The 17,819-nt window shown below is 62.9% G+C and carries 27 protein-coding genes; 26 read left to right on the top strand and 1 reads right to left on the bottom strand.

The window, feature by feature from the left end; genetic code table 11:
• Window positions 1–17: 17 nt before the first annotated feature.
• From B1A87_RS24850 to B1A87_RS02300, 26 genes are all read left to right on the top strand, one after another.
• Window positions 18–329: a hypothetical protein gene (locus tag B1A87_RS24850; protein WP_395940216.1), complete on the top strand. Its 312-nt coding sequence runs from the start codon at window positions 18–20 to the stop codon at window positions 327–329.
• On the top strand, window positions 218–634 hold the full coding sequence (gene rplP, locus B1A87_RS02180; protein WP_078027236.1) for a 50S ribosomal protein L16: 417 nt from the start codon (window positions 218–220) through the stop codon (window positions 632–634). Before B1A87_RS24850 ends, rplP begins: the two co-directional genes overlap by 112 nt.
• A gap of 2 nt (window positions 635–636) precedes the next feature.
• The gene (rpmC, locus tag B1A87_RS24520; RefSeq protein ID WP_078027235.1) at window positions 637–972 is read left to right on the top strand and encodes a 50S ribosomal protein L29; all 336 of its coding nucleotides are present in this window, start codon (window positions 637–639) and stop codon (window positions 970–972) included.
• Window positions 969–1,274 carry a 30S ribosomal protein S17 gene (gene rpsQ, locus B1A87_RS02190; protein WP_078027234.1) on the top strand — a complete coding sequence of 102 codons (306 nt, stop codon included), beginning with the start codon at window positions 969–971 and terminating at the stop codon, window positions 1,272–1,274. The genes rpmC and rpsQ overlap by 4 nt, the downstream gene beginning before the upstream one ends.
• A 443-nt stretch (window positions 1,275–1,717) precedes the next feature.
• Entirely contained in the window at window positions 1,718–2,086 is a 369-nt protein-coding gene (gene rplN, locus B1A87_RS02195; protein WP_003803789.1) for a 50S ribosomal protein L14, read from the top strand.
• A 3-nt stretch (window positions 2,087–2,089) separates the two neighbouring features.
• Entirely contained in the window at window positions 2,090–2,449 is a 360-nt protein-coding gene (rplX, locus tag B1A87_RS02200) for a 50S ribosomal protein L24 (RefSeq protein ID WP_078027233.1), read from the top strand.
• Window positions 2,449–3,030, top strand: coding sequence for a 50S ribosomal protein L5 (rplE, locus tag B1A87_RS02205; RefSeq protein WP_078027232.1), 582 nt, complete (start codon window positions 2,449–2,451; stop codon window positions 3,028–3,030). The genes rplX and rplE overlap by 1 nt, the downstream gene beginning before the upstream one ends.
• A gap of 82 nt (window positions 3,031–3,112) precedes the next feature.
• Entirely contained in the window at window positions 3,113–3,511 is a 399-nt protein-coding gene (gene rpsH / locus B1A87_RS02210; protein WP_056425243.1) for a 30S ribosomal protein S8, read from the top strand.
• 18 nt (window positions 3,512–3,529) lie between these two features.
• Window positions 3,530–4,066, top strand: a complete 537-nt coding sequence (gene rplF, locus B1A87_RS02215) for a 50S ribosomal protein L6 (RefSeq protein WP_078027231.1) — start codon at window positions 3,530–3,532, stop codon at window positions 4,064–4,066.
• A gap of 2 nt (window positions 4,067–4,068) precedes the next feature.
• Entirely contained in the window at window positions 4,069–4,452 is a 384-nt protein-coding gene (gene rplR / locus B1A87_RS02220) for a 50S ribosomal protein L18 (protein WP_078027230.1), read from the top strand.
• Window positions 4,449–5,180, top strand: a complete 732-nt coding sequence (gene rpsE / locus B1A87_RS02225; RefSeq protein ID WP_078027229.1) for a 30S ribosomal protein S5 — start codon at window positions 4,449–4,451, stop codon at window positions 5,178–5,180. Before rplR ends, rpsE begins: the two co-directional genes overlap by 4 nt.
• Window positions 5,181–5,183: 3 nt before the next feature.
• Window positions 5,184–5,390: a 50S ribosomal protein L30 gene (rpmD, locus tag B1A87_RS02230; protein WP_078027228.1), complete on the top strand. Its 207-nt coding sequence runs from the start codon at window positions 5,184–5,186 to the stop codon at window positions 5,388–5,390.
• Window positions 5,391–5,876 carry a 50S ribosomal protein L15 gene (gene rplO / locus B1A87_RS02235; RefSeq protein ID WP_078027227.1) on the top strand — a complete coding sequence of 162 codons (486 nt, stop codon included), beginning with the start codon at window positions 5,391–5,393 and terminating at the stop codon, window positions 5,874–5,876.
• Between the two features lie 195 nt (window positions 5,877–6,071).
• Complete coding sequence (gene secY, locus B1A87_RS02240) at window positions 6,072–7,382, top strand: preprotein translocase subunit SecY (protein WP_078027226.1); 1,311 nt, start codon at window positions 6,072–6,074, stop codon at window positions 7,380–7,382.
• Window positions 7,383–7,387: 5 nt separating this feature from the next.
• The gene (locus B1A87_RS02245; protein WP_185982205.1) at window positions 7,388–7,957 is read left to right on the top strand and encodes an adenylate kinase; all 570 of its coding nucleotides are present in this window, start codon (window positions 7,388–7,390) and stop codon (window positions 7,955–7,957) included.
• Window positions 7,958–8,084: 127 nt separating this feature from the next.
• Window positions 8,085–8,912: a type I methionyl aminopeptidase gene (gene map, locus B1A87_RS02250; protein ID WP_078027224.1), complete on the top strand. Its 828-nt coding sequence runs from the start codon at window positions 8,085–8,087 to the stop codon at window positions 8,910–8,912.
• A 132-nt stretch (window positions 8,913–9,044) separates the two neighbouring features.
• Window positions 9,045–10,022 (top strand): P1 family peptidase, encoded by a 978-nt coding sequence (locus B1A87_RS02255; protein WP_078027223.1) that lies wholly within the window; start codon window positions 9,045–9,047, stop codon window positions 10,020–10,022.
• A 210-nt stretch (window positions 10,023–10,232) separates the two neighbouring features.
• On the top strand, window positions 10,233–10,454 hold the full coding sequence (gene infA / locus B1A87_RS02260; protein ID WP_011775571.1) for a translation initiation factor IF-1: 222 nt from the start codon (window positions 10,233–10,235) through the stop codon (window positions 10,452–10,454).
• A 62-nt stretch (window positions 10,455–10,516) separates the two neighbouring features.
• Window positions 10,517–10,630, top strand: a complete 114-nt coding sequence (rpmJ, locus tag B1A87_RS02265; protein WP_009358722.1) for a 50S ribosomal protein L36 — start codon at window positions 10,517–10,519, stop codon at window positions 10,628–10,630.
• Window positions 10,631–10,803: 173 nt separating this feature from the next.
• Window positions 10,804–11,178 carry a 30S ribosomal protein S13 gene (gene rpsM / locus B1A87_RS02270; RefSeq protein ID WP_003803743.1) on the top strand — a complete coding sequence of 125 codons (375 nt, stop codon included), beginning with the start codon at window positions 10,804–10,806 and terminating at the stop codon, window positions 11,176–11,178.
• 102 nt (window positions 11,179–11,280) lie between these two features.
• The gene (gene rpsK, locus B1A87_RS02275) at window positions 11,281–11,682 is read left to right on the top strand and encodes a 30S ribosomal protein S11 (RefSeq protein ID WP_011692779.1); all 402 of its coding nucleotides are present in this window, start codon (window positions 11,281–11,283) and stop codon (window positions 11,680–11,682) included.
• A gap of 130 nt (window positions 11,683–11,812) precedes the next feature.
• On the top strand, window positions 11,813–12,823 hold the full coding sequence (locus B1A87_RS02280; RefSeq protein WP_056626606.1) for a DNA-directed RNA polymerase subunit alpha: 1,011 nt from the start codon (window positions 11,813–11,815) through the stop codon (window positions 12,821–12,823).
• Window positions 12,824–12,900: 77 nt separating this feature from the next.
• Window positions 12,901–13,488 carry a 50S ribosomal protein L17 gene (gene rplQ / locus B1A87_RS02285; protein ID WP_078027222.1) on the top strand — a complete coding sequence of 196 codons (588 nt, stop codon included), beginning with the start codon at window positions 12,901–12,903 and terminating at the stop codon, window positions 13,486–13,488.
• Between the two features lie 31 nt (window positions 13,489–13,519).
• The gene (gene truA, locus B1A87_RS02290) at window positions 13,520–14,410 is read left to right on the top strand and encodes a tRNA pseudouridine(38-40) synthase TruA (RefSeq protein ID WP_185982206.1); all 891 of its coding nucleotides are present in this window, start codon (window positions 13,520–13,522) and stop codon (window positions 14,408–14,410) included.
• 122 nt (window positions 14,411–14,532) lie between these two features.
• Window positions 14,533–15,381, top strand: coding sequence for a response regulator transcription factor (locus tag B1A87_RS02295; protein WP_260680603.1), 849 nt, complete (start codon window positions 14,533–14,535; stop codon window positions 15,379–15,381).
• A 99-nt stretch (window positions 15,382–15,480) separates the two neighbouring features.
• On the top strand, window positions 15,481–15,966 hold the full coding sequence (locus B1A87_RS02300; protein WP_078027220.1) for a sensor histidine kinase: 486 nt from the start codon (window positions 15,481–15,483) through the stop codon (window positions 15,964–15,966).
• 45 nt (window positions 15,967–16,011) lie between these two features.
• On the opposite strand, the gene B1A87_RS02305 is transcribed toward B1A87_RS02300, so the two are convergent.
• A complete protein-coding gene (locus B1A87_RS02305; protein WP_313902436.1) occupies window positions 16,012–17,592 on the bottom strand; it encodes a HAMP domain-containing sensor histidine kinase in 1,581 nt (526 codons plus the stop codon).
• Window positions 17,593–17,819: the final 227 nt, after the last annotated feature.

Genomic DNA, 17,819 nt, shown 5'->3' on the forward strand with positions numbered 1-17,819 from the left:
CTCTTATACACATCTAGATGTGTATAAGAGACACGTGGCGGCGACCTGTCTCTTATACACATCTAGATGTGTATAAGAGACAGGCGCTGACCGTGGTGACCGCCGCCGTCGTACCGACCGTCCGGCAGCCGAAGCAGCACCTGCTGCTGCAGAGGCTCCGGCAGCCGAGGCCGCTTCTGCCGCACCGGCACAGGCAGCAGAAGGAGGACAGGCTTAAATGCTTATCCCACGTCGAGTCAAGCACCGTAAGCAGCACCACCCGGGTCGTTCCGGCGCTGCTACGGGCGGCACCAAGGTCTCCTTCGGTGAGTGGGGTATCCAGGCCCTGAGCCCGGCTTACGTCACGAACCGTCAGATCGAGTCTGCTCGTATTGCCATGACCCGCCACATCAAGCGTGGCGGCAAGGTCTGGATCAACATTTATCCGGACCGCCCTCTGACGAAGAAGCCTGCCGAAACCCGTATGGGTTCCGGTAAGGGTTCTCCGGAATGGTGGGTCTCGAATGTCAAGCCGGGTCGGGTTCTCTTTGAACTGTCCGGTGTCAGTGATGAGGTAGCTCGCGAGGCCCTGCGCCTGGCGATCCACAAGCTCCCGTTGAAGGCACGCATTGTGCGTCGCGAAGGTGGTGAATAGAAATGGCAGTTGGGTCAAAGGAACTTGCACCTGCACAGCTGGACGGATTCGATAACGAGCGTCTCGTTGAAGAACTCCGTAAGGCTAAGGAGGAGCTGTTCAACCTCCGTTTCCAGTCAGCCACCGGTCAGCTGGAGAACCACGGTCGTCTGCGCGCGGTAAAGAAGGACATCGCCCGCATCTACACCGTTCTCCGTGAGCGTGAACTGGGCATTCGTGCCGAGGTTGCCGCACCGGTTGTGGAAGCCAAGGAAGAAAAGAAGTCCAAGAAGTCCGCAGCCAAGGCTGAGAAGGCTGAAAAGCCGGCCGAGGCTGAGACCGAGGAGGACGCCAAGTGAGTGAAAAGGACGAGAACGTGACGGAAATTGCTACGGCAGCTACGGCTGAGCAGCGCGGTTACCGTAAGACGCGTCGCGGCTACGTGGTTTCGGACAAGATGGAAAAGACCATCGTTGTCCAGGTTGAAGACCGCGTGAAGCACGCCCTGTACGGCAAGGTCATCCGCCGTACCTCGAAGGTCAAGGCTCACGACGAAGAGAACAGCGCCGGCATCGGCGACCTGGTTGTCATCGCCGAGACCCGCCCGCTGTCCGCCACGAAGAACTGGCGGCTCGTGGAGATCCTCGAGAAGGCTAAGTAACACCTGCAGCCTCGCTGGCAACAGCCGCTGTACCGGAAACCCCCGTTCCCTTTGGGAGCGGGGGTTTCCGCGTTGTCCGGCAGGTTCTTCCGGCAAGCCAAAAGCCTGCGGTGCATGACGTCGTCGTGCGGTCAGCGGAGCCTTCACGGCTGTGACAACGGGCTGGGGCTGTGATATGGAGCTGGGTCCGCGATGTGCTAGGATATTGAGTTTGTATGGCGCCTTCTGTGCGCCGTCAGCAAACCTCGTAAACAATCGTGCCACGGCATAGTGCCCCCTTGCGCCTGGATGGGCTTGGGAAGCAAATGTTTTTGGCACGGGCGTTTAGGCCTGGTCTGGCAAAATCCAGGCAGGTCAAGAGACACCCCGATCAACCGTTCCGCAAGGCTCATTCCGTAGGAAGATTTTCGGTCTGAGAACCGGCGCGACGCAAGGAGTAAATAGTGATTCAGCAGGAGTCGCGACTCAAGGTCGCCGACAACACGGGTGCTAAGGAAATCCTTACCATTCGCGTTCTCGGTGGATCTGGCCGTCGCTACGCAGGCATTGGCGACGTCATCGTCGCTACCGTCAAGGACGCAATCCCGGGCGGCAACGTAAAGAAGGGCGATGTCGTCAAGGCTGTCATCGTCCGTACCAAGAAGGAACGCCGCCGTGCGGATGGTTCCTACATCAAGTTTGACGAGAACGCAGCTGTGATCCTGAAGAACGACGGTGACCCCCGCGGCACCCGTATCTTCGGACCGGTTGGTCGTGAACTTCGTGACAAGAAGTTCATGAAGATCGTTTCTCTGGCTCCGGAGGTGCTCTAGTCCATGGCTAAGATCAAAAAGGGTGACCTGGTTCAGGTCATCACTGGCGCCAAGGCTGAGCGCGGCGGCGACCGTGGCAAGCAGGGCAAGGTTCTGCGCGTGTTCACCGACACCAACCGCGTGCTGGTTGAAGGCGTCAACCGCGTAACCAAGCACACCAAGGTCGGTCAGTCGCAGCGCGGCACCAAGACTGGTGGCATCGAGGTTGTTGAAGCCCCGATCCACATTTCCAACGTGGCTCTGGTTGACCCGTCCACCAAGAAGCCCACCCGCGTCGGCTTCCGCACTGAAACCGTTGAGCGCAACGGCAAGCAGCGCGAAGTACGCATCCGCGTGGCCAAGAGCTCAGGGAAGGACATCTAATGACTGAGACTCTCGAGACTCCGGCAACGAAGATCGTTCCTCGTCTGAAGACCAAGTACGCGGATTCCGTCAAGAACACGCTTCTTGAGGAATTCAAGTACCAGAACGTTAACCAGGTTCCCCGTCTGGTCAAGGTTGTTGTGAACATGGGTGTTGGAGATGCCGCCAAGGACTCCAAGCTGATCGACGGCGCTGTCCGCGACCTCACCCTGATCACCGGCCAGAAGCCGCAGGTAACCAAGGCCCGTAAGTCGATCGCACAGTTCAAGCTGCGCGAAGGCATGCCCATCGGCGCACACGCAACCCTGCGTGGCGACCGCATGTGGGAATTCGTGGACCGTCTGGTCACGCTGGCTCTGCCGCGTATCCGTGACTTCCGCGGCCTCAGCGGCAAGCAGTTCGATGGCAACGGCAACTACACCTTCGGTCTGACCGAGCAGGTTATGTTCCACGAGATCGACCAGGATTCCATCGACCGCGTTCGCGGTATGGACATCACGGTTGTGACCACCGCCAAGACCGACGACGAAGGCCGCGCGCTGCTCAAGGCGCTTGGTTTCCCGTTCAAAACCGAAGCTTAATTAGCTACGTAAAAGGTCCGGCCTCCCTGGTTCCTCAGGAACAGGGTGGCGGAAACCGTTACGAGGAAGGGCAAGAGCCCAAATGACAATGACAGATCCTGTCGCAGACATGCTTACGCGTCTGCGCAACGCAAACTCGGCATACCACGATTCCGTGTCTATGCCTTACAGCAAGCTCAAGGCACGCGTTGCCGACATCCTGAAGGCTGAAGGTTACATCGCCTCCTGGAAAGAAGAAGACGCTGAAGTCGGCAAGAAGCTGACTCTCGAGCTCAAGTTCGGTCCGAACCGCGAGCGTTCAATCGCCGGTGTTCGTCGTATTTCCAAGCCGGGACTGCGCGTATACGCAAAGTCCACCAACCTGCCGCACGTGCTCGGTGGCCTGGGTGTCGCAATCCTGTCCACCTCTTCCGGCCTCTTGACTGACAAGCAGGCCGGCAAGAAGGGCGTGGGCGGCGAAGTCCTCGCTTACGTCTGGTAACGGGAAAGGAAGAGAATAATGTCACGTATTGGACGTCTCCCCATCACCGTTCCTGCCGGCGTTGAGGTCAAGGTTGACGGCTCTGTCGTCAGCGTCAAGGGTTCCAAAGGCGAGCTGAGCCACACTGTGGCCAGCCCGATCGAGGTCGCCCTGGAAGATGGCACCCTGACTGTCGCCCGCCCGAACGACGAGCGCGCCTCCCGTTCACTCCACGGCCTGACCCGCACCCTGATCGCCAACATGATCCAGGGCGTCACCGCAGGCTACGAGAAGAAGCTTGAAATCGTCGGTACCGGTTACCGCGTTCAGGCCAAGGGATCTGACCTTGAGTTCGCTCTCGGTTACAGCCACCCGGTTAACGTTTCGGCTCCGGCCGGCATCACCTTTGCAGTAGAGGGGCCGACCAAGCTCTCTGTCTCAGGTATCAACAAGCAGCAGGTCGGCGAGGTTGCTGCCAACATTCGCAAGCTGCGTAAGCCGGACCCCTATAAGGGCAAGGGCATTCGCTACGCCGGCGAAGTCATCCGCCGCAAGGTCGGAAAGGCTGGTAAGTAACCATGGCCATCGCAATTAACAAGAAGCGTACGAACAAGAGCAAGTCTGCTTCGCGCAGCCGCCGCCAGCTTCGTATCCGCAAGCGCATCTCCGGAACGGCTGTACGTCCTCGCCTGGTCGTCAACCGCTCCGCACGCCACGTATTCGTCCAGGTTGTCGATGACACCAAGGGCCTGACCGTAGCGAGCGCGTCCACACTGGAAGCCGACCTTCGTGCATTCGACGGTGACAAGACCGCCAAGGCCAAGCGCGTTGGTGAGCTCGTAGCCGAGCGCGCCAAGGCTGCCGGGGTCGAAGCTGTTGTCTTCGACCGTGGTGGTAACAAGTACCACGGCCGGATCGCCGCCGTCGCTGACGGTGCACGTGAAGGTGGGCTGTCACTGTGACGGAAGCAAACAAGGAAAAGGACACTGTGTCTGCAGATCAGAAGGCGCCTGAAGCCGTAGCTGCTGAGGCCACTGAGACCACTGCCCCCGCAGCTGCTGCCGATGACCGCCGTGGTGGCGCTCGTCGTGGCGAGCGTGGCGACCGTGGCCAGGGCCGCGGCGACCGTGGTGGCCGTGGTGGCCGCGATGGCGGCCGTGAAGCCGAGAAGAGCCAGTTCGTAGAGCGCGTTGTCACCATCAACCGCGTTTCCAAGGTCGTCAAGGGTGGTCGTCGCTTTAGCTTCACCGCACTCGTCGTCGTTGGTGACGGCAACGGTATGGTCGGCGTCGGCTACGGTAAGGCAAAGGAAGTTCCTGCCGCAATCGCGAAGGGCGTTGAAGAGGCCAAGAAGTCCTTCTTCCGCGTTCCCCGTATCGGCAGCACCATCCCGCACCGCGTTCAGGGTGAGGCCGCCGCAGGCGTCGTCATGCTGCGTCCGGCTTCCGCCGGTACCGGTGTTATCGCCGGTGGCCCGGTCCGTGCAGTACTGGAGTGCGTGGGCATCCACGACATCCTCTCCAAGTCGCTCGGTTCCTCCAACGCCATCAACATCGTTCACGCGACCGTTGATGCCCTGAAGCGCCTCGAAGAGCCGGCAGCAGTGGCAGCACGCCGCGGCCTCCCGCTCGATGAGATCGCTCCGCCGGCAATGGTGAAGGCTCTCATGAACCAGAAGGCAGGTGTCTGAGTCATGGCTAAAAACCTGATTCCGTCCGACGCTCAGTTGGAGATCACTCAGATCAAGTCCGCCATTGGCGGCAAGCAGAACCAGCGCGACACCCTTCGGTCCCTCGGCCTGAAGCGGATCGGACAGACTGTTGTCCGCACCGCCGACGCCGTGACCGTTGGAATGCTCAACACGGTTCCGCACCTGGTAAAGGTAGAGGAGGCGAAGTAAATGGCAGAGAAGAAAACCACTGAGGCCGCAGCTGCTGACAAGCAGAGCGCGCTGAAGGTTCACCACCTGCGTCCCGCCCCGGGTGCCAAGACCGCCAAGACCCGTGTTGGTCGTGGTGAAGGTTCCAAGGGTAAGACCGCTGGTCGCGGTACCAAGGGTACGAAGGCCCGCTACCAGATCAAGGCTGGCTTTGCCGGCGGCCAGCTGCCGCTGCACATGCGCCTGCCGAAGCTGCGCGGCTTCAAGAACCCGTTCCGGGTTGAGTTCCAGGTTGTAAACCTGGACAAGCTCAACGAGCTGTTCCCGGAAGGTGGCGCTGTCACCGTGGAGAACCTGGTTGCAAAGGGTGCCGTTCGCAAGAACCAGCCCGTGAAGGTGCTTGGCACCGGCGACATCACCGTCAAGGTTGACGTCACCGTCCACGCCTTCTCAGCCAGTGCCGCTGAAAAGATCGCTGCAGCAGGCGGAACCACCACCGCTCTCTAAGGGATTTATCCCTCAGGGCGATGTGGCAGATGCCCGTTGCGCAAACTCCCGGCACGGGGGCCGAGGCCCCCGTGCCGGGAGTTTTTCATATCTGCAGGTCGTTCGGATTGTTCGCATGGCGCAATCAACCGTTAGACTCGGTTGTTGGGTTTATTGACCTGCATCACAAGACTTATTAACTACTGAGGAGGACGCTTGCTTAGCGCATTCGGCCGGGCTTTTCGAACGCCTGATCTGCGACGCAAGTTGTTGTTCACGCTGGGAATCATCACAATCTTCCGCTTGGGAGCCTTCATCCCCTCGCCTGGTGTGAACTACCAGAATGTCCAGCAATGCTTGTCGAACGGGCAGACCCAGGGCGGGATCTACCAGCTCGTCAATCTTTTCAGCGGCGGTGCATTGCTGCAGGTCTCCATCTTCGCTTTGGGAATCATGCCGTACATTACGGCCAGCATCATTGTGCAGCTGCTCCGGGTGGTCATTCCCCGTTTCCAACAGCTGTATGAAGAAGGCGCCTCGGGCCAGTCAAAGCTGACGCAGTACACGCGTTACCTGACCATCGCCCTGGGCCTGCTGAACGCCACCACGCTGGTTTCCCTGGCACGCTCCGGGCAGCTGCTGCCTGGCTGCAACCTGCCCATCATCCCGGACAGCAGCATCATCACTACGATCCTGATCATCATCACGCTGACGGCCGGCACCGGCCTCATCATGTGGATGGGCGAGCTCGTGACCGAGAAGGGCGTGGGCAACGGCATGTCGCTGCTCATCTTCACGGCCATCGCCGCCGGCTTCCCCACGTCGCTGGGCGCTATCTGGACCGCGCAGGGCCCGGGAACGTTCTTCCTCGTCCTCGCCATCGGCCTGCTGACCGTCGCGCTGGTTGTCTTCGTTGAACAGTCCCAGCGTCGCATTCCGGTGCAGTACGCGAAGCGGATGATCGGACGCCGCACAGTGGGCGGCACCAGCACGTACATCCCCATCAAGGTGAACATGGCTGGCGTTATCCCGGTCATCTTTGCCTCGTCCATGCTTTACCTGCCGGCGTTGATCTCCCAGTTCAACCAGCCGAAGGCGGGGGAGCAGATGCAACCGTGGGTTGAGTGGATCAACAACAACCTGACCCGCGGTGACCACCCCATCTACATGGCGCTCTACTTCGCCATGATCGTTTTCTTTACCTACTTCTACGTCGCGATCACCTTCAACCCTGAAGAGGTCTCGGACAACATGAAGAAATACGGCGGCTTCATTCCGGGTATCCGTGCCGGCAAGCCGACCGCGGATTACCTGCAGTACGTCCTGTCGCGGATCACGCTGCCCGGCGCCTTCTACCTTGGCTTTGTGGCACTGATCCCGCTGGTGGCGCTCGTGCTGATCAACGCGAACCAGAACTTCCCGTTCGGTGGCACCTCGATCCTGATCATGGTGGGCGTTGGCCTGGAAACCGTCAAGCAAATTGACGCGCAGCTACAGCAGCGTCACTACGAAGGGCTATTGCGATGACCAGAATGTTGATTATCGGACCTCCGGGCTCCGGCAAGGGTACCCAGGCGGAACGCATCTCGGACCGCCTCGGCGTCGTTGCGATTTCCACCGGCGACATCTTCCGGGCAAACGTCAGGGGCGAGACCCCGCTGGGCGTCGAGGCCAAGAAGTACATGGATGCCGGTGACTTTGTTCCGGACAGCGTGACCAACAAGATGGTCCGCGACCGCCTCAGCGAGGCCGACGTCGAGGACGGCTTCCTGCTGGACGGCTACCCGCGCACCACGGCGCAGGTTGACTACCTCGACGAGATCCTGGCCAACGGTGACCAGAAGCTCGACGTCGTACTCCAGCTCACCGCCGACGACGAGGAACTCGTCCACCGCCTCCTGGGCCGCGCCAAGGAAACCGGGCGCAGCGACGACAACGAGGGCGTTATCCGCCACCGGCTGGATCTGTACCACGAGCAGACCGAACCCGTCGTGGCCAAGTACGCCGAGCGCGGCATCCTGACCCAGGTTGACGGCATCGGCGGCATTGACGAAGTCACCGACCGCGTCATGCAGGCCATCAAAGAGGCTCAGGCAGCCTGAGTTGTCCTAACGCTACGAGGCTCCTCCCGGTTCATTGGGAGGGGCCTCCGGCTTTTTTAGCCCCGCAGGGGGCCAGCGCCGCCCGGCAGTCAAGCCGGCGGCCGCACATCGAGAGGAAAGACCGCTGATGGCATTCGGCCAGCCCCGGATTGAATACAAGACGAACGCGCAGATGCGGACCATGCACGAGGCCGGGCTGGTGCTGAGCCGCGCCCTGGACGCGGCTGTTGCCGCCGCCGCGCCGGGAGTCACCACGAAGCAGCTCGACGAGGCGTTCGCGGCCGTGCTCCTCGAAGCCGGCGCCAAGTCCAACTTCCTGGGCTACCACGGGTTCCCGGCCACCATCTGCACCTCCGTCAACGAGGAAGTGGTCCACGGCATCCCGGGGTCCAAGGTGCTGCAGGACGGGGACATCATCTCGATCGACGGCGGCGCGATCGTGGACGGCTGGCACTCCGATTCTGCCCGCACGGTGATCGTGGGAACTGTGGATCCCGAGGACCAGCGGCTCTCTGACGTCACCGAGGCGGCCATGTGGCGGGGGATCGCGGCCCTCGCCACGGGCAAGTTCGTGGGCGACGTCGGCTGCGCTGTGGACGACTACGTGTCCTCGGTGCCCGGCAAGCCGCTGGGCATCCTGGAGGACTACGTGGGGCACGGCATCGGCTCCGAGATGCACATGGCCCCGGACGTGCTGAACTACCGCACCAGCCACCGCGGGCCGAAGATCCGCCCGGGCCTGTGCCTCGCGATCGAGCCCATGCTGGTGCGCGGCAGCATCGAGACGGCAGTGCTGGACGATGACTGGACTGTGGTCACCACGGACGGCAAGCGTTCCTGCCAGTGGGAGCACTCCGTGGCGGTCCACGAGAAGGGCATCTGGGTGCTTTCGGCGCCCGACGGCGGTGCGGCCCGGCTCGCGCCGCTGGGCGTGGTCCCGGTTCCGATCCCCTGACGACCCGCCTTTGGCTTCATGACGCGCAAAATCCCTGTCGACACCGGAATTCCGGTGTCGACAGGGATTTTGCGCATCGCGGGGCATTACCGGCGTCGGCAGGGGGAGCGTCAGGGGGGCAGAATGGTGCCCATGGGAGCGACGGGATCCATCACCGATGTGCCGGGCCTGCGGGTGGGGCACCGGCAGAAGAACGACGGCGGCTGGCTGAGCGGCGTGACCGTGGTCCTGCCGCCGCCGGGGACCGTCGGCTCGGTGGACGTCCGCGGGGGAGGTCCCGGCACCCACGAGACCGACGCGCTGGACCCGACGACGCTCGTTCCCACCGTTGACGCCGTGGTGCTCACCGGCGGCAGCGCCTACGGCCTGGTGACCGCCCACGGCGCCCAGCGCTGGTGCGAGGAGCAGCGCCGAGGCTTCGAAGTCCAGGGCGGCGTGGTGCCTATTGTCCCGGCCGCAGCCATCTTCGACCTCGGCAGAGGAGGCGACTTCAGCGCCCGCCCGGACGCCGAGATGGGTTACGCGGCAGCAGCCGCCGCCGGTGCTGAGAAGGACGGGCACGACGTCGAACGCGGCAACGTGGGAGCCGGCACCGGAGCGGTCATCGGGCGGGGCAAATTCAAAGGCGGAGTGGGCACGGCTTCGGTCACGCTGGAGAACGGCGTGGTGGTCGGGGCACTGGCTGTAGTGAACGCGCTGGGCCTGCCGTTCGCCCCGCCGGCTGAGCCTGCCGAGACCCGGGGCGAAGCTGCCGGGCCCGGTGATTTCGACAAGCCCAATCGGCGGCCGCCGCTCAACACCACGCTCGTGGTTGTCGCGACCAACGCGGCGCTGGACCCGGCCGAGTGTAAGCGCACCGCTTCCGCCGCCCACGCCGGACTGGCCCGGGCGCTGAACCCGAGCCACACGCTGGCGGACGGGGACACGGTGTTCTGCCTCGCCACCGGCGCGGCCGCCCTGGACCGGACGACGCAGGCTGTCCGGCAGGTGAGTCTCATCACCCTGCAGAGTGCGGCAGCCGACGTCGTACGCCTGGCGATCCTGGACGGGATCCGCAGCGCAGCGGCCGTGACCACGGCCGCGGGCACTTTTGATGCCTACGGTTCCTGATGCGTCCGGATTTGATGCGCACGGCGGCGATCTGCGCTAACATGGCTGGATTTAACATTCCGGACCAAATGCCGTAATGTTGCTTGTTGGTTGTCTGCCCTGCCACGCCCATTTGCGGCCGGAGGGCGACGGTCAATCAAATCAAAAAACGTCCGTAGTCATGCCCGGTGCAATCCGGAGGGCTGCGGCAAACAACAGTTAGCGGAGGATATGGCCAAGAAGGACGGGGTCATAGAGATCGAGGGCGTAGTGACTGAGGCGCTGCCCAACGCGATGTTTCGTGTTGAGCTCACCAACAAGCACGTCGTTCTGGCACACATCTCTGGAAAAATGCGTCAGCACTACATCAGGATTCTCCCTGAGGACCGGGTAGTGGTGGAGCTGAGCCCTTACGACCTGACACGTGGTCGTATCGTCTACCGCTACAAGTAACCGTTGGGCGGCCAGAGCAATTGCCGAGGGCCGGACCAACTGCTATCACGCAAAGGAACGCCATGAAGGTCAAGCCGAGCGTCAAGCAGATCTGCGAAAAGTGCAAAGTGATCCGCCGTAATGGCCGGGTCATGGTGATCTGCGAGAACCCGCGCCACAAGCAGCGCCAGGGCTAATTCCCTTTCCGGGAATCCCTGGGTTGCTAACCCACGCAAGTAAATAAAGGCAGCACAAGCTGAACTGGGACGTATGAGCCCGGACAGCTAACCCCCGGTCGGAGGCTGGGGCCGCACTGACAGTGCGGGTGTACTGCCTACGACCTCCGGTTTATTCAAGGAGCACTGCCACTATGGCTCGTCTCGCTGGCGTAGACATTCCCCGCGAAAAGCGGCTGGAAATTGCGCTTACTTACATCTACGGCGTGGGCAAGACCCGTGCACACGAAACCCTGGCTGCCACCGGCATCAGCGCTGACGTCCGGGTCAAGGACCTGACGGATGCGCAGCTGGTAGAGCTGCGTGACTACATTGAAGGCAACTACAAGGTTGAGGGTGACCTTCGCCGCGAAGTGGCAGCAGATATCCGCCGCAAGGTTGAGATCGGCAGCTACGAAGGCCTGCGTCACCGCAAGGGCCTGCCCGTACGCGGACAGCGTACGAAGACCAACGCCCGTACCCGCAAGGGCCCGAAGCGTACCGTCGCCGGCAAGAAGAAGGCCCGTTAAGTCCCCATTTGCCCCCTAAAATCGCTGACGCGATTTCAGGGAACCCGGCAATGGTGGGAACAAGCGATCGCTTTCCCCCGATAACTTTCTGTAGGAGAAAAAATGCCCCCGAAGACTCGTGGCGCGGTTCGCAAGCCGCGTAAGAAGGACAAGAAGAATATCGCGCTTGGCCAGGCGCACATCAAGAGCACCTTTAACAACACCATCGTGTCCATCACGGACCCGAACGGTGCTGTCATCTCCTGGGCTTCCGCCGGTGAGGTTGGATTCAAGGGCTCACGTAAGTCCACCCCGTTCGCTGCACAGATGGCTGCCGAAGCTGCTGCCAAGCGTGCGCAGGAGCACGGCCTGAAGAAGGTTGACGTGTTCGTCAAGGGACCGGGATCCGGACGCGAGACCGCCATCCGTTCGCTGCAGGCCGCTGGCCTCGAGGTTGGCTCCATCCAGGACGTCACCCCCGCCGCGCACAACGGCTGCCGTCCGCCGAAGCGCCGCCGCGTCTAAGCCTTTCCGCAGTCGGAGCTTGCCCGGACCCTTACCGGGTCCGGGCAAGCCCGCCGCGTTAAGTCTTCAGACCGATTTTCCACCACCTGTGTTGCGTCATATAGCGGATGCTCGCCGAAAGGAAACCTAAGTGCTCATTGCACAGCGCCCCACCCTCTCCGAAGAGGTCGTCTCCGATAACCGCTCCCGTTTCATCATTGAACCGCTGGAGCCGGGCTTCGGTTACACCCTCGGAAACTCCCTCCGCCGTACCCTGCTCTCCTCCATCCCCGGTGCCGCTGTAACCAGCATCCGGATCGATGGCGTGCTGCACGAGTTCACCACGGTTCCGGGTGTCAAGGAAGATGTCACCGAGATCATCCTGAACATCAAGAACCTGTCTGTGTCCTCCGAGCACGACGAGCCGGTTGTTGCTTACCTGCGCAAGCAGGGCCCCGGAGTCGTCACCGCCGCGGACATCGCTCCGCCGGCCGGCGTCGAGTTCCACAACCCGGATCTGCACATTGCCACGCTGAACTCGAAGGGCAAGTTCGAGCTCGAACTGACCATCGAGCGCGGCCGCGGCTACGTTTCGGCAGCTCAGAACAAGTCCGGCGACGCCGAGATCGGCCGTATTCCGGTTGACTCGATCTACTCGCCGGTGCTGAAGGTTACTTTCCGCGTGGAAGCCACCCGTGTTGAGCAGCGCACCGACTTCGACAAGCTCATTGTCGACGTCGAGACCAAGCAGGCCATCGCCCCGCGCGATGCTGTTGCTTCGGCAGGTACCACCCTGGTGGAACTGTTCGGTCTGGCCCGCGAGCTGAACACCGCAGCTGAAGGTATCGAGATTGGCCCGTCGCCGACGGATGCTGCCCTGGCAGCAGACATGGCCCTGCCGATCGAGGATCTGGACCTCACCGTCCGTTCCTACAACTGCCTCAAGCGTGAGGGCATCCACACCGTGGGTGAACTCGTTGCCCGCTCCGAGGCTGACCTGATGGACATCCGCAACTTCGGTGCGAAGTCCATCGATGAGGTCAAGGCAAAGCTGGTTGAACTGGGCCTGTCCCTCAAGGACTCGCCTCCCGGTTTCGACCTGGCCGCCCGCGCCGCAGCCATCGAAGAGGACGACGCCGCGTTCAGCGACGACGAGCTCTAACAAGCAGATCTTGGCCGGCGGGCTGGATGCACCATGTTGTGCGCAGCCCACCGGCTTCCATATGAGGAGAAACAATTATGCCTACCCCCACTAAGGGTCCGCGCCTCGGAGGCGGCCCGGCTCACGAGCGTCTCATGCTCGCGAACCTGGCAGCAGCACTGTTCGAGCACAAGCGGATCACCACCACGGTCACCAAGGCCAAGCGCCTGAAGCCGTACGCAGAACGCCTGGTCACCTTCGCCAAGCGCGGCGACCTCGCTTCCCGCCGCCGCGTGCTCGGCCTGATCAGCAACAAGGGCGTCGTCCACGAGCTGTTCACCGACATTGCACAGGCAGTGGAGAACCGCGATGGCGGCTACACCCGCATCACCAAGATCGGCAACCGTAAGGGCGACAACGCTCCCATGGCTGTCATCGAACTGGTCCTCGAGCCGGTTTCCGCCAAGCAGGCCGTTGTAGCCGAGGCTACTTCCGCTGCCAAGCGCGACGCCGACAAGAAGGAAGCCGCTGCTGCTCCGGCCGCAGAAGAAGCTCCCGCCGAGGCTGAGGTCGCTGAGACCGAAGCTGCTCCGGAAGCCGAAGCTGCCGAGACCGAAGCTGCTGCAACCGAAGAGGCTCCGGCCGCTGAGGAAGCTGCTGACGAGTCCGCAAAGGACGCGAAGTAATTCGCTGATTCCTTCACATAGACTTAGGTCTATGAACGACCAAAAACCCGCGGCCCCCGTTTTGGGGGGCGGCGGGTTTTTGCGTATCCGGCTTGATTTGGCGTACGACGGCGGCCCCTTCAGCGGGTGGGCCCTGCAGCCGGGCCTCCGCACAGTCCAGGGAACCCTGGAGGAGGCGCTGGAGCTGCTTATCCGGCGTCCCGTCCGGGTCACCGTCGCGGGACGGACGGACGCCGGCGTGCATGCCCGCGGCCAGGTGGTCCACCTCGACCTCACGGAGGCCGAGTGGGTGGGACTGAACCGCGGTGCGGAACTCGATCCCGCCGTCGCGCTCTTGCGCAGGCTCCGCGGCGCGCTCAGCCGGGGGCTGGGGGACCTGACCGGTGCGATCGTGGTGCACCAGGTGTCCATAGCCCCGGAGGGCTTCGACGCCCGGTTCTCGGCCCTGTGGCGGCGCTACAGCTACCGCATCGCAGACGGTCAGGCGTTGTGGGACCCGCTGGGCCGCTACGACACGCTGTGGCGCAAGAGCCCGCTGGACGTTGACCTCCTTAATGCCGGTTCGGTGCAGCTGCTGGGCCTGCAGAACTTCCTGTCCTACTGCAAGCCGCGCGAGGGGTCCACCACCATCCGCGAACTGCAGCGCTTCGAATTTGCCCGCGGCGAGGACGGCGTCATCGTGGCCACGGTCCAGGCGGACGCGTTCTGCCACAACATGGTGCGCGCGCTGGTGGGGGCCGCGCTGTATGTGGGGGAGGGCGTGGAACCGCCGGGCTGGCTGCACGAGCGGTTGCTCGCCAGGAAGCGTGACTCCCGTTCGGTGCTGGCGGCGCCGCACCCGCTGGTGCTGGAAGAGGTGGCCTATCCGTCCGACGACGAGATGCTGGCCCGGGCCGAGCTGACGCGGGCCCTGCGGGAGTAAGTCCTTAAGTTAGCTCGTTCTGAGGGTCATGACTCAATTTCCCGAACGCAGCTAGTAGGCTGAGGCGCAGTCTTTAGTCATGCGGTCCTTACAGGGGGTAAGGGATGAATGATCGTCGCGTTGTGGTCGTTATTGAACAGGATGAGGAAGTCCGGGCCCTTTTGCGGGCCACGCTGGGGGATGCCGGTTTCGAGGTGCACTTTGCCGCCACCGGGGCGGCCGGCATTGAGCTGGTGCGTGCCAAGCAGCCGGATACTGTCACGCTGGACGTGGTGCTTCCTGACATCAACGGGTACGAGGTGGCGCGGCGCATCCGGGAATTCAGCCACACCTACATCATCATGCTCACGGCCCGCAGCAGCCTCCGCGCCACCATCAGGGGCTTCGACGCCGGGGCTGACGACTACATCGTCAAGCCGATCCGCCCGCGCGAGCTCCGGGCCCGCATTGACGGGATGCTGCGCCGGCCACGGCGGTTGCGAACCGTGGCGCCGGTTCCGGGCTCGGCCCTGTTGGCCCCGGTGTCGGTTCTGCCCGTGGTGGCAACGGCAGGCTCGACGGCGACTGCCGCAACTGGGGTGGAGGGCTCGACGGCGACAGCCGCAACTGCGGCGGCGGGCTTGACGGCGACAGCCGGCTCCAGTTTCGAGCACAAGGGCCTGCGGATCGACAGTGCAACACGCGCGGCCAGCATTGGCGGCAGGTCGCTGGCGCTCACGCGGACCGAATTCGATCTGCTGCGCATCCTTCTGGAAAGAGGCAGCGGCGTGGTGACCAAAACGGAACTGGCCGGGCTGCTGGGGCTGGTGCAGCAGGAAGCCGCACAGCCCGGCGCTGCCGCCGCCGGCACGCGTGACCCCGGACGATTGATCGAGGCCCACGTAGGGAACCTGCGGCGCAAGCTCGGGGACGACGCCAGGCGGCCCCGGTGGCTCAAGACGGTCCGCGGGTCCGGGTACACGCTGGCCTGACGGGGCGTGTCCGGGACGCTCCAGATGTGCCCCTGCAAACAGGGGAGTGACTGGGAAAAGCCTAAGAAAATGCCAAGGGCGCAGGCGCACGGTAGAGGCATGAAATCACTATCAAGCGACGAGGTTGTCGCAGTCCGAGGCGTTCTTACTGATACGCATCCGGTCGATTTCTATGCGCTTGGCGTCGCGGGGGCGATTGACCGATTGACCCTTCCGTTGCGCGAACGCGGAGTCGTGGTGCACCTGGAAACGCCGCACCACGGCATGGAAGTCGACCGGAAGTCCGCGACGCTGCTGTACCGGGCGGCGCAGGAGCTCTTGAGCAATGTCCACAAATTCGCGGAGGCATCCGCCGTGACGGTCCGGTTGGGCTGCGTTAGCCTTCCCGCCGAGAGCCACGCCGTCCAGCTCAAAGTGTGCGACGACGGCACCGGGTTTGATGTGCACGCGGCCACGCACGGCAGGCATTCCGGGATGGGGCTCCGGCTCATGCGGCTGGCCGTGGGCTCGGTGGGGGGCCAGATGGTCATCGACTCGTCCGGAGACCGGGGAACGTGCGTGACCATAACGCTGCCGCTGGACTGAACGTTCTGCTGCGTTAGAGTGCGGCGGCGCTGGCCTACAGCGCCCTTACAGTGCCGCGGCGCCTTCCACCGGAAGAGTAACGGTGAACGTCGTGCCGGCACCGGGTGTGCTGGCGCAGGAGATTTTCCCGCCGTGCCGCTCCACGATGGTCTTGGTAATGGACAGTCCGAGGCCCACGCCGGGGATCTCAGCCTTCCGGGCGGCCTGGGTGCGGAAAAACCTCGTGAAGATCCGGGCCGATTCCTCTTCGCTGATGCCCATCCCGGTGTCCTGGACCTGCAGCTCGACCCAGCGATCGGTGCTGCTGGCACGGACGGTTACTGCACCGCCGTCCGGCGAATACTTGATGGCGTTCGAAACGAGATTGTCGAGGGCCTGGGCCATGCGGAGCGGATCCGCGTGCGCCCACAGGGGAACCGGAACGTCGGCTCTGAGCGAGACGTTGGTGGCATCGGCCTGTGCTTGGGCGGACCCGATGGTGGTCTCGATCAACCCGGCCAGGTCAGTCCGCCGGGGATGGACGGCCAGCACGGTTGAGGCCGACACCAGCAGATCCGACACGAGGGAGAGGAGCCGCTCGGCGTTGCGCTGCACCACCTCGAGCCGCTGCACGCCGGCGGAGGACAGGCCATCCGCCTCATCGAGCACCAGATCGACGTTGCCGAGGACGGACATCAGCGGGCTCCGGAACTCGTGGGAAACGTTGGAGATCAGCTCTTCCTTGGCGGTCAGCGCTTCCACAAGGCCCGTGACATCGCTGTAGACGACGACGGCGCCGCTGGACCCGCCGTCGTCGTTCTTGATAATCCGCGCAGCGGTTGAAACGGCGCGCTGCGCCGACCCCTCGCCGATCCACACCAGGTAGTCCGCGAACGTTTCGCCCGCCACCGCCCGGCGTATGGGCCGCTTGTCCGCAGGAAGCGGCGTCACCTTGTCCTGGCCGAACAGGAGCTGCTCGGATTCCGGGACCGGGACTGATGCGCCAGTGGATGCAGCCTGCTGGAAATCCTTCTGCTGGCCGTTGACCAGCACTTTGTGGCCGTCGGCGTCCACGGCGACAATACCGACGTCGATCGTGTCCAGCACCGTCTTGAGCAGCCGCTCGCGGTTCCTGCTTTCGACGAGCAGTTCGCGGAGTTCGGCGTCCTTTTTCTCCAGCCGCAGGCGCTGCACCCTGACATTGGCGCTGGCGAAGCGGATTGCGAGGGATACGGCCAACATCATGAGCGGAAGCAGAATTACCGTGGCGATGTCCGAAGGTGAAATTCTGGGAAACTTTTGTACCACCGTGGGTATGGCGATGAGTAACGGCCCAAAGAAACTCAGGACAATCGTCGTCCGCGCGTAGGCGCCCGATGCCGACAACCAGATCACGGGGAATATGGCCAGCACAGCTAGTCCGGCAACAGCCGGAACCGCTCCATTGCGGGCGAGCCCGATCACCACAAGGTCAAGAATTGGTATTACGAGGTACGCATTGGCTGGCAGCCGTTCCCACGGAACCAGGAAACAGGAAAGGAACAATGCAACCATCAGGATGATGGACGCGATAAACACGCCGTTGTCTATCAAGGTCGGCCAGACCGCGGGGGCGGCAATCGCCAGCGCGCCAAGGATTAGCGTCACCGGAAGCTGGCAAAGCGCAACCTGCAAACGAGGCCCAAGGCGCCTGAAAAAACGGTCGGTGTCCCGGACCAGCAGCTGCTCACCCATTGCGGCGGCACCTTCTATTCTGTTTTTTCGCACCGCAGGGCGGCGCCTGCATAAACCAGGGCATGAAGCCCATTATGCACGGCAATTCTTCAGCAAACGCAGAGACCGTTGTGTCGGCAAGGTAACGGGCCAAAAGATAT

The organism is Arthrobacter sp. KBS0703 (assembly GCF_002008315.2).
Classification (GTDB): domain Bacteria; phylum Actinomycetota; class Actinomycetes; order Actinomycetales; family Micrococcaceae; genus Arthrobacter.

What these genes read in the sequence shown, in the direction of transcription:
- B1A87_RS24850 (WP_395940216.1), top strand. Translation starts at nt 18, where the DNA reads ATGTGTATAAGAGACACGTGGCGGCGACCTGTCTCTTATACACATCTA.
- rplP (WP_078027236.1), top strand. Translation starts at nt 218, where the DNA reads ATGCTTATCCCACGTCGAGTCAAGCACCGTAAGCAGCACCACCCGGGT.
- rpmC (WP_078027235.1), top strand. Translation starts at nt 637, where the DNA reads ATGGCAGTTGGGTCAAAGGAACTTGCACCTGCACAGCTGGACGGATTC.
- rplX (WP_078027233.1), top strand. Translation starts at nt 2,090, where the DNA reads ATGGCTAAGATCAAAAAGGGTGACCTGGTTCAGGTCATCACTGGCGCC.
- rplE (WP_078027232.1), top strand. Translation starts at nt 2,449, where the DNA reads ATGACTGAGACTCTCGAGACTCCGGCAACGAAGATCGTTCCTCGTCTG.
- rpsH (WP_056425243.1), top strand. Translation starts at nt 3,113, where the DNA reads ATGACAATGACAGATCCTGTCGCAGACATGCTTACGCGTCTGCGCAAC.
- rplF (WP_078027231.1), top strand. Translation starts at nt 3,530, where the DNA reads ATGTCACGTATTGGACGTCTCCCCATCACCGTTCCTGCCGGCGTTGAG.
- rplR (WP_078027230.1), top strand. Translation starts at nt 4,069, where the DNA reads ATGGCCATCGCAATTAACAAGAAGCGTACGAACAAGAGCAAGTCTGCT.
- rpmD (WP_078027228.1), top strand. Translation starts at nt 5,184, where the DNA reads ATGGCTAAAAACCTGATTCCGTCCGACGCTCAGTTGGAGATCACTCAG.
- rplO (WP_078027227.1), top strand. Translation starts at nt 5,391, where the DNA reads ATGGCAGAGAAGAAAACCACTGAGGCCGCAGCTGCTGACAAGCAGAGC.
- B1A87_RS02245 (WP_185982205.1), top strand. Translation starts at nt 7,388, where the DNA reads ATGTTGATTATCGGACCTCCGGGCTCCGGCAAGGGTACCCAGGCGGAA.
- map (WP_078027224.1), top strand. Translation starts at nt 8,085, where the DNA reads ATGGCATTCGGCCAGCCCCGGATTGAATACAAGACGAACGCGCAGATG.
- B1A87_RS02255 (WP_078027223.1), top strand. Translation starts at nt 9,045, where the DNA reads ATGGGAGCGACGGGATCCATCACCGATGTGCCGGGCCTGCGGGTGGGG.
- infA (WP_011775571.1), top strand. Translation starts at nt 10,233, where the DNA reads ATGGCCAAGAAGGACGGGGTCATAGAGATCGAGGGCGTAGTGACTGAG.
- rpmJ (WP_009358722.1), top strand. Translation starts at nt 10,517, where the DNA reads ATGAAGGTCAAGCCGAGCGTCAAGCAGATCTGCGAAAAGTGCAAAGTG.
- rpsM (WP_003803743.1), top strand. Translation starts at nt 10,804, where the DNA reads ATGGCTCGTCTCGCTGGCGTAGACATTCCCCGCGAAAAGCGGCTGGAA.
- rpsK (WP_011692779.1), top strand. Translation starts at nt 11,281, where the DNA reads ATGCCCCCGAAGACTCGTGGCGCGGTTCGCAAGCCGCGTAAGAAGGAC.
- rplQ (WP_078027222.1), top strand. Translation starts at nt 12,901, where the DNA reads ATGCCTACCCCCACTAAGGGTCCGCGCCTCGGAGGCGGCCCGGCTCAC.
- truA (WP_185982206.1), top strand. Translation starts at nt 13,520, where the DNA reads ATGAACGACCAAAAACCCGCGGCCCCCGTTTTGGGGGGCGGCGGGTTT.
- B1A87_RS02300 (WP_078027220.1), top strand. Translation starts at nt 15,481, where the DNA reads ATGAAATCACTATCAAGCGACGAGGTTGTCGCAGTCCGAGGCGTTCTT.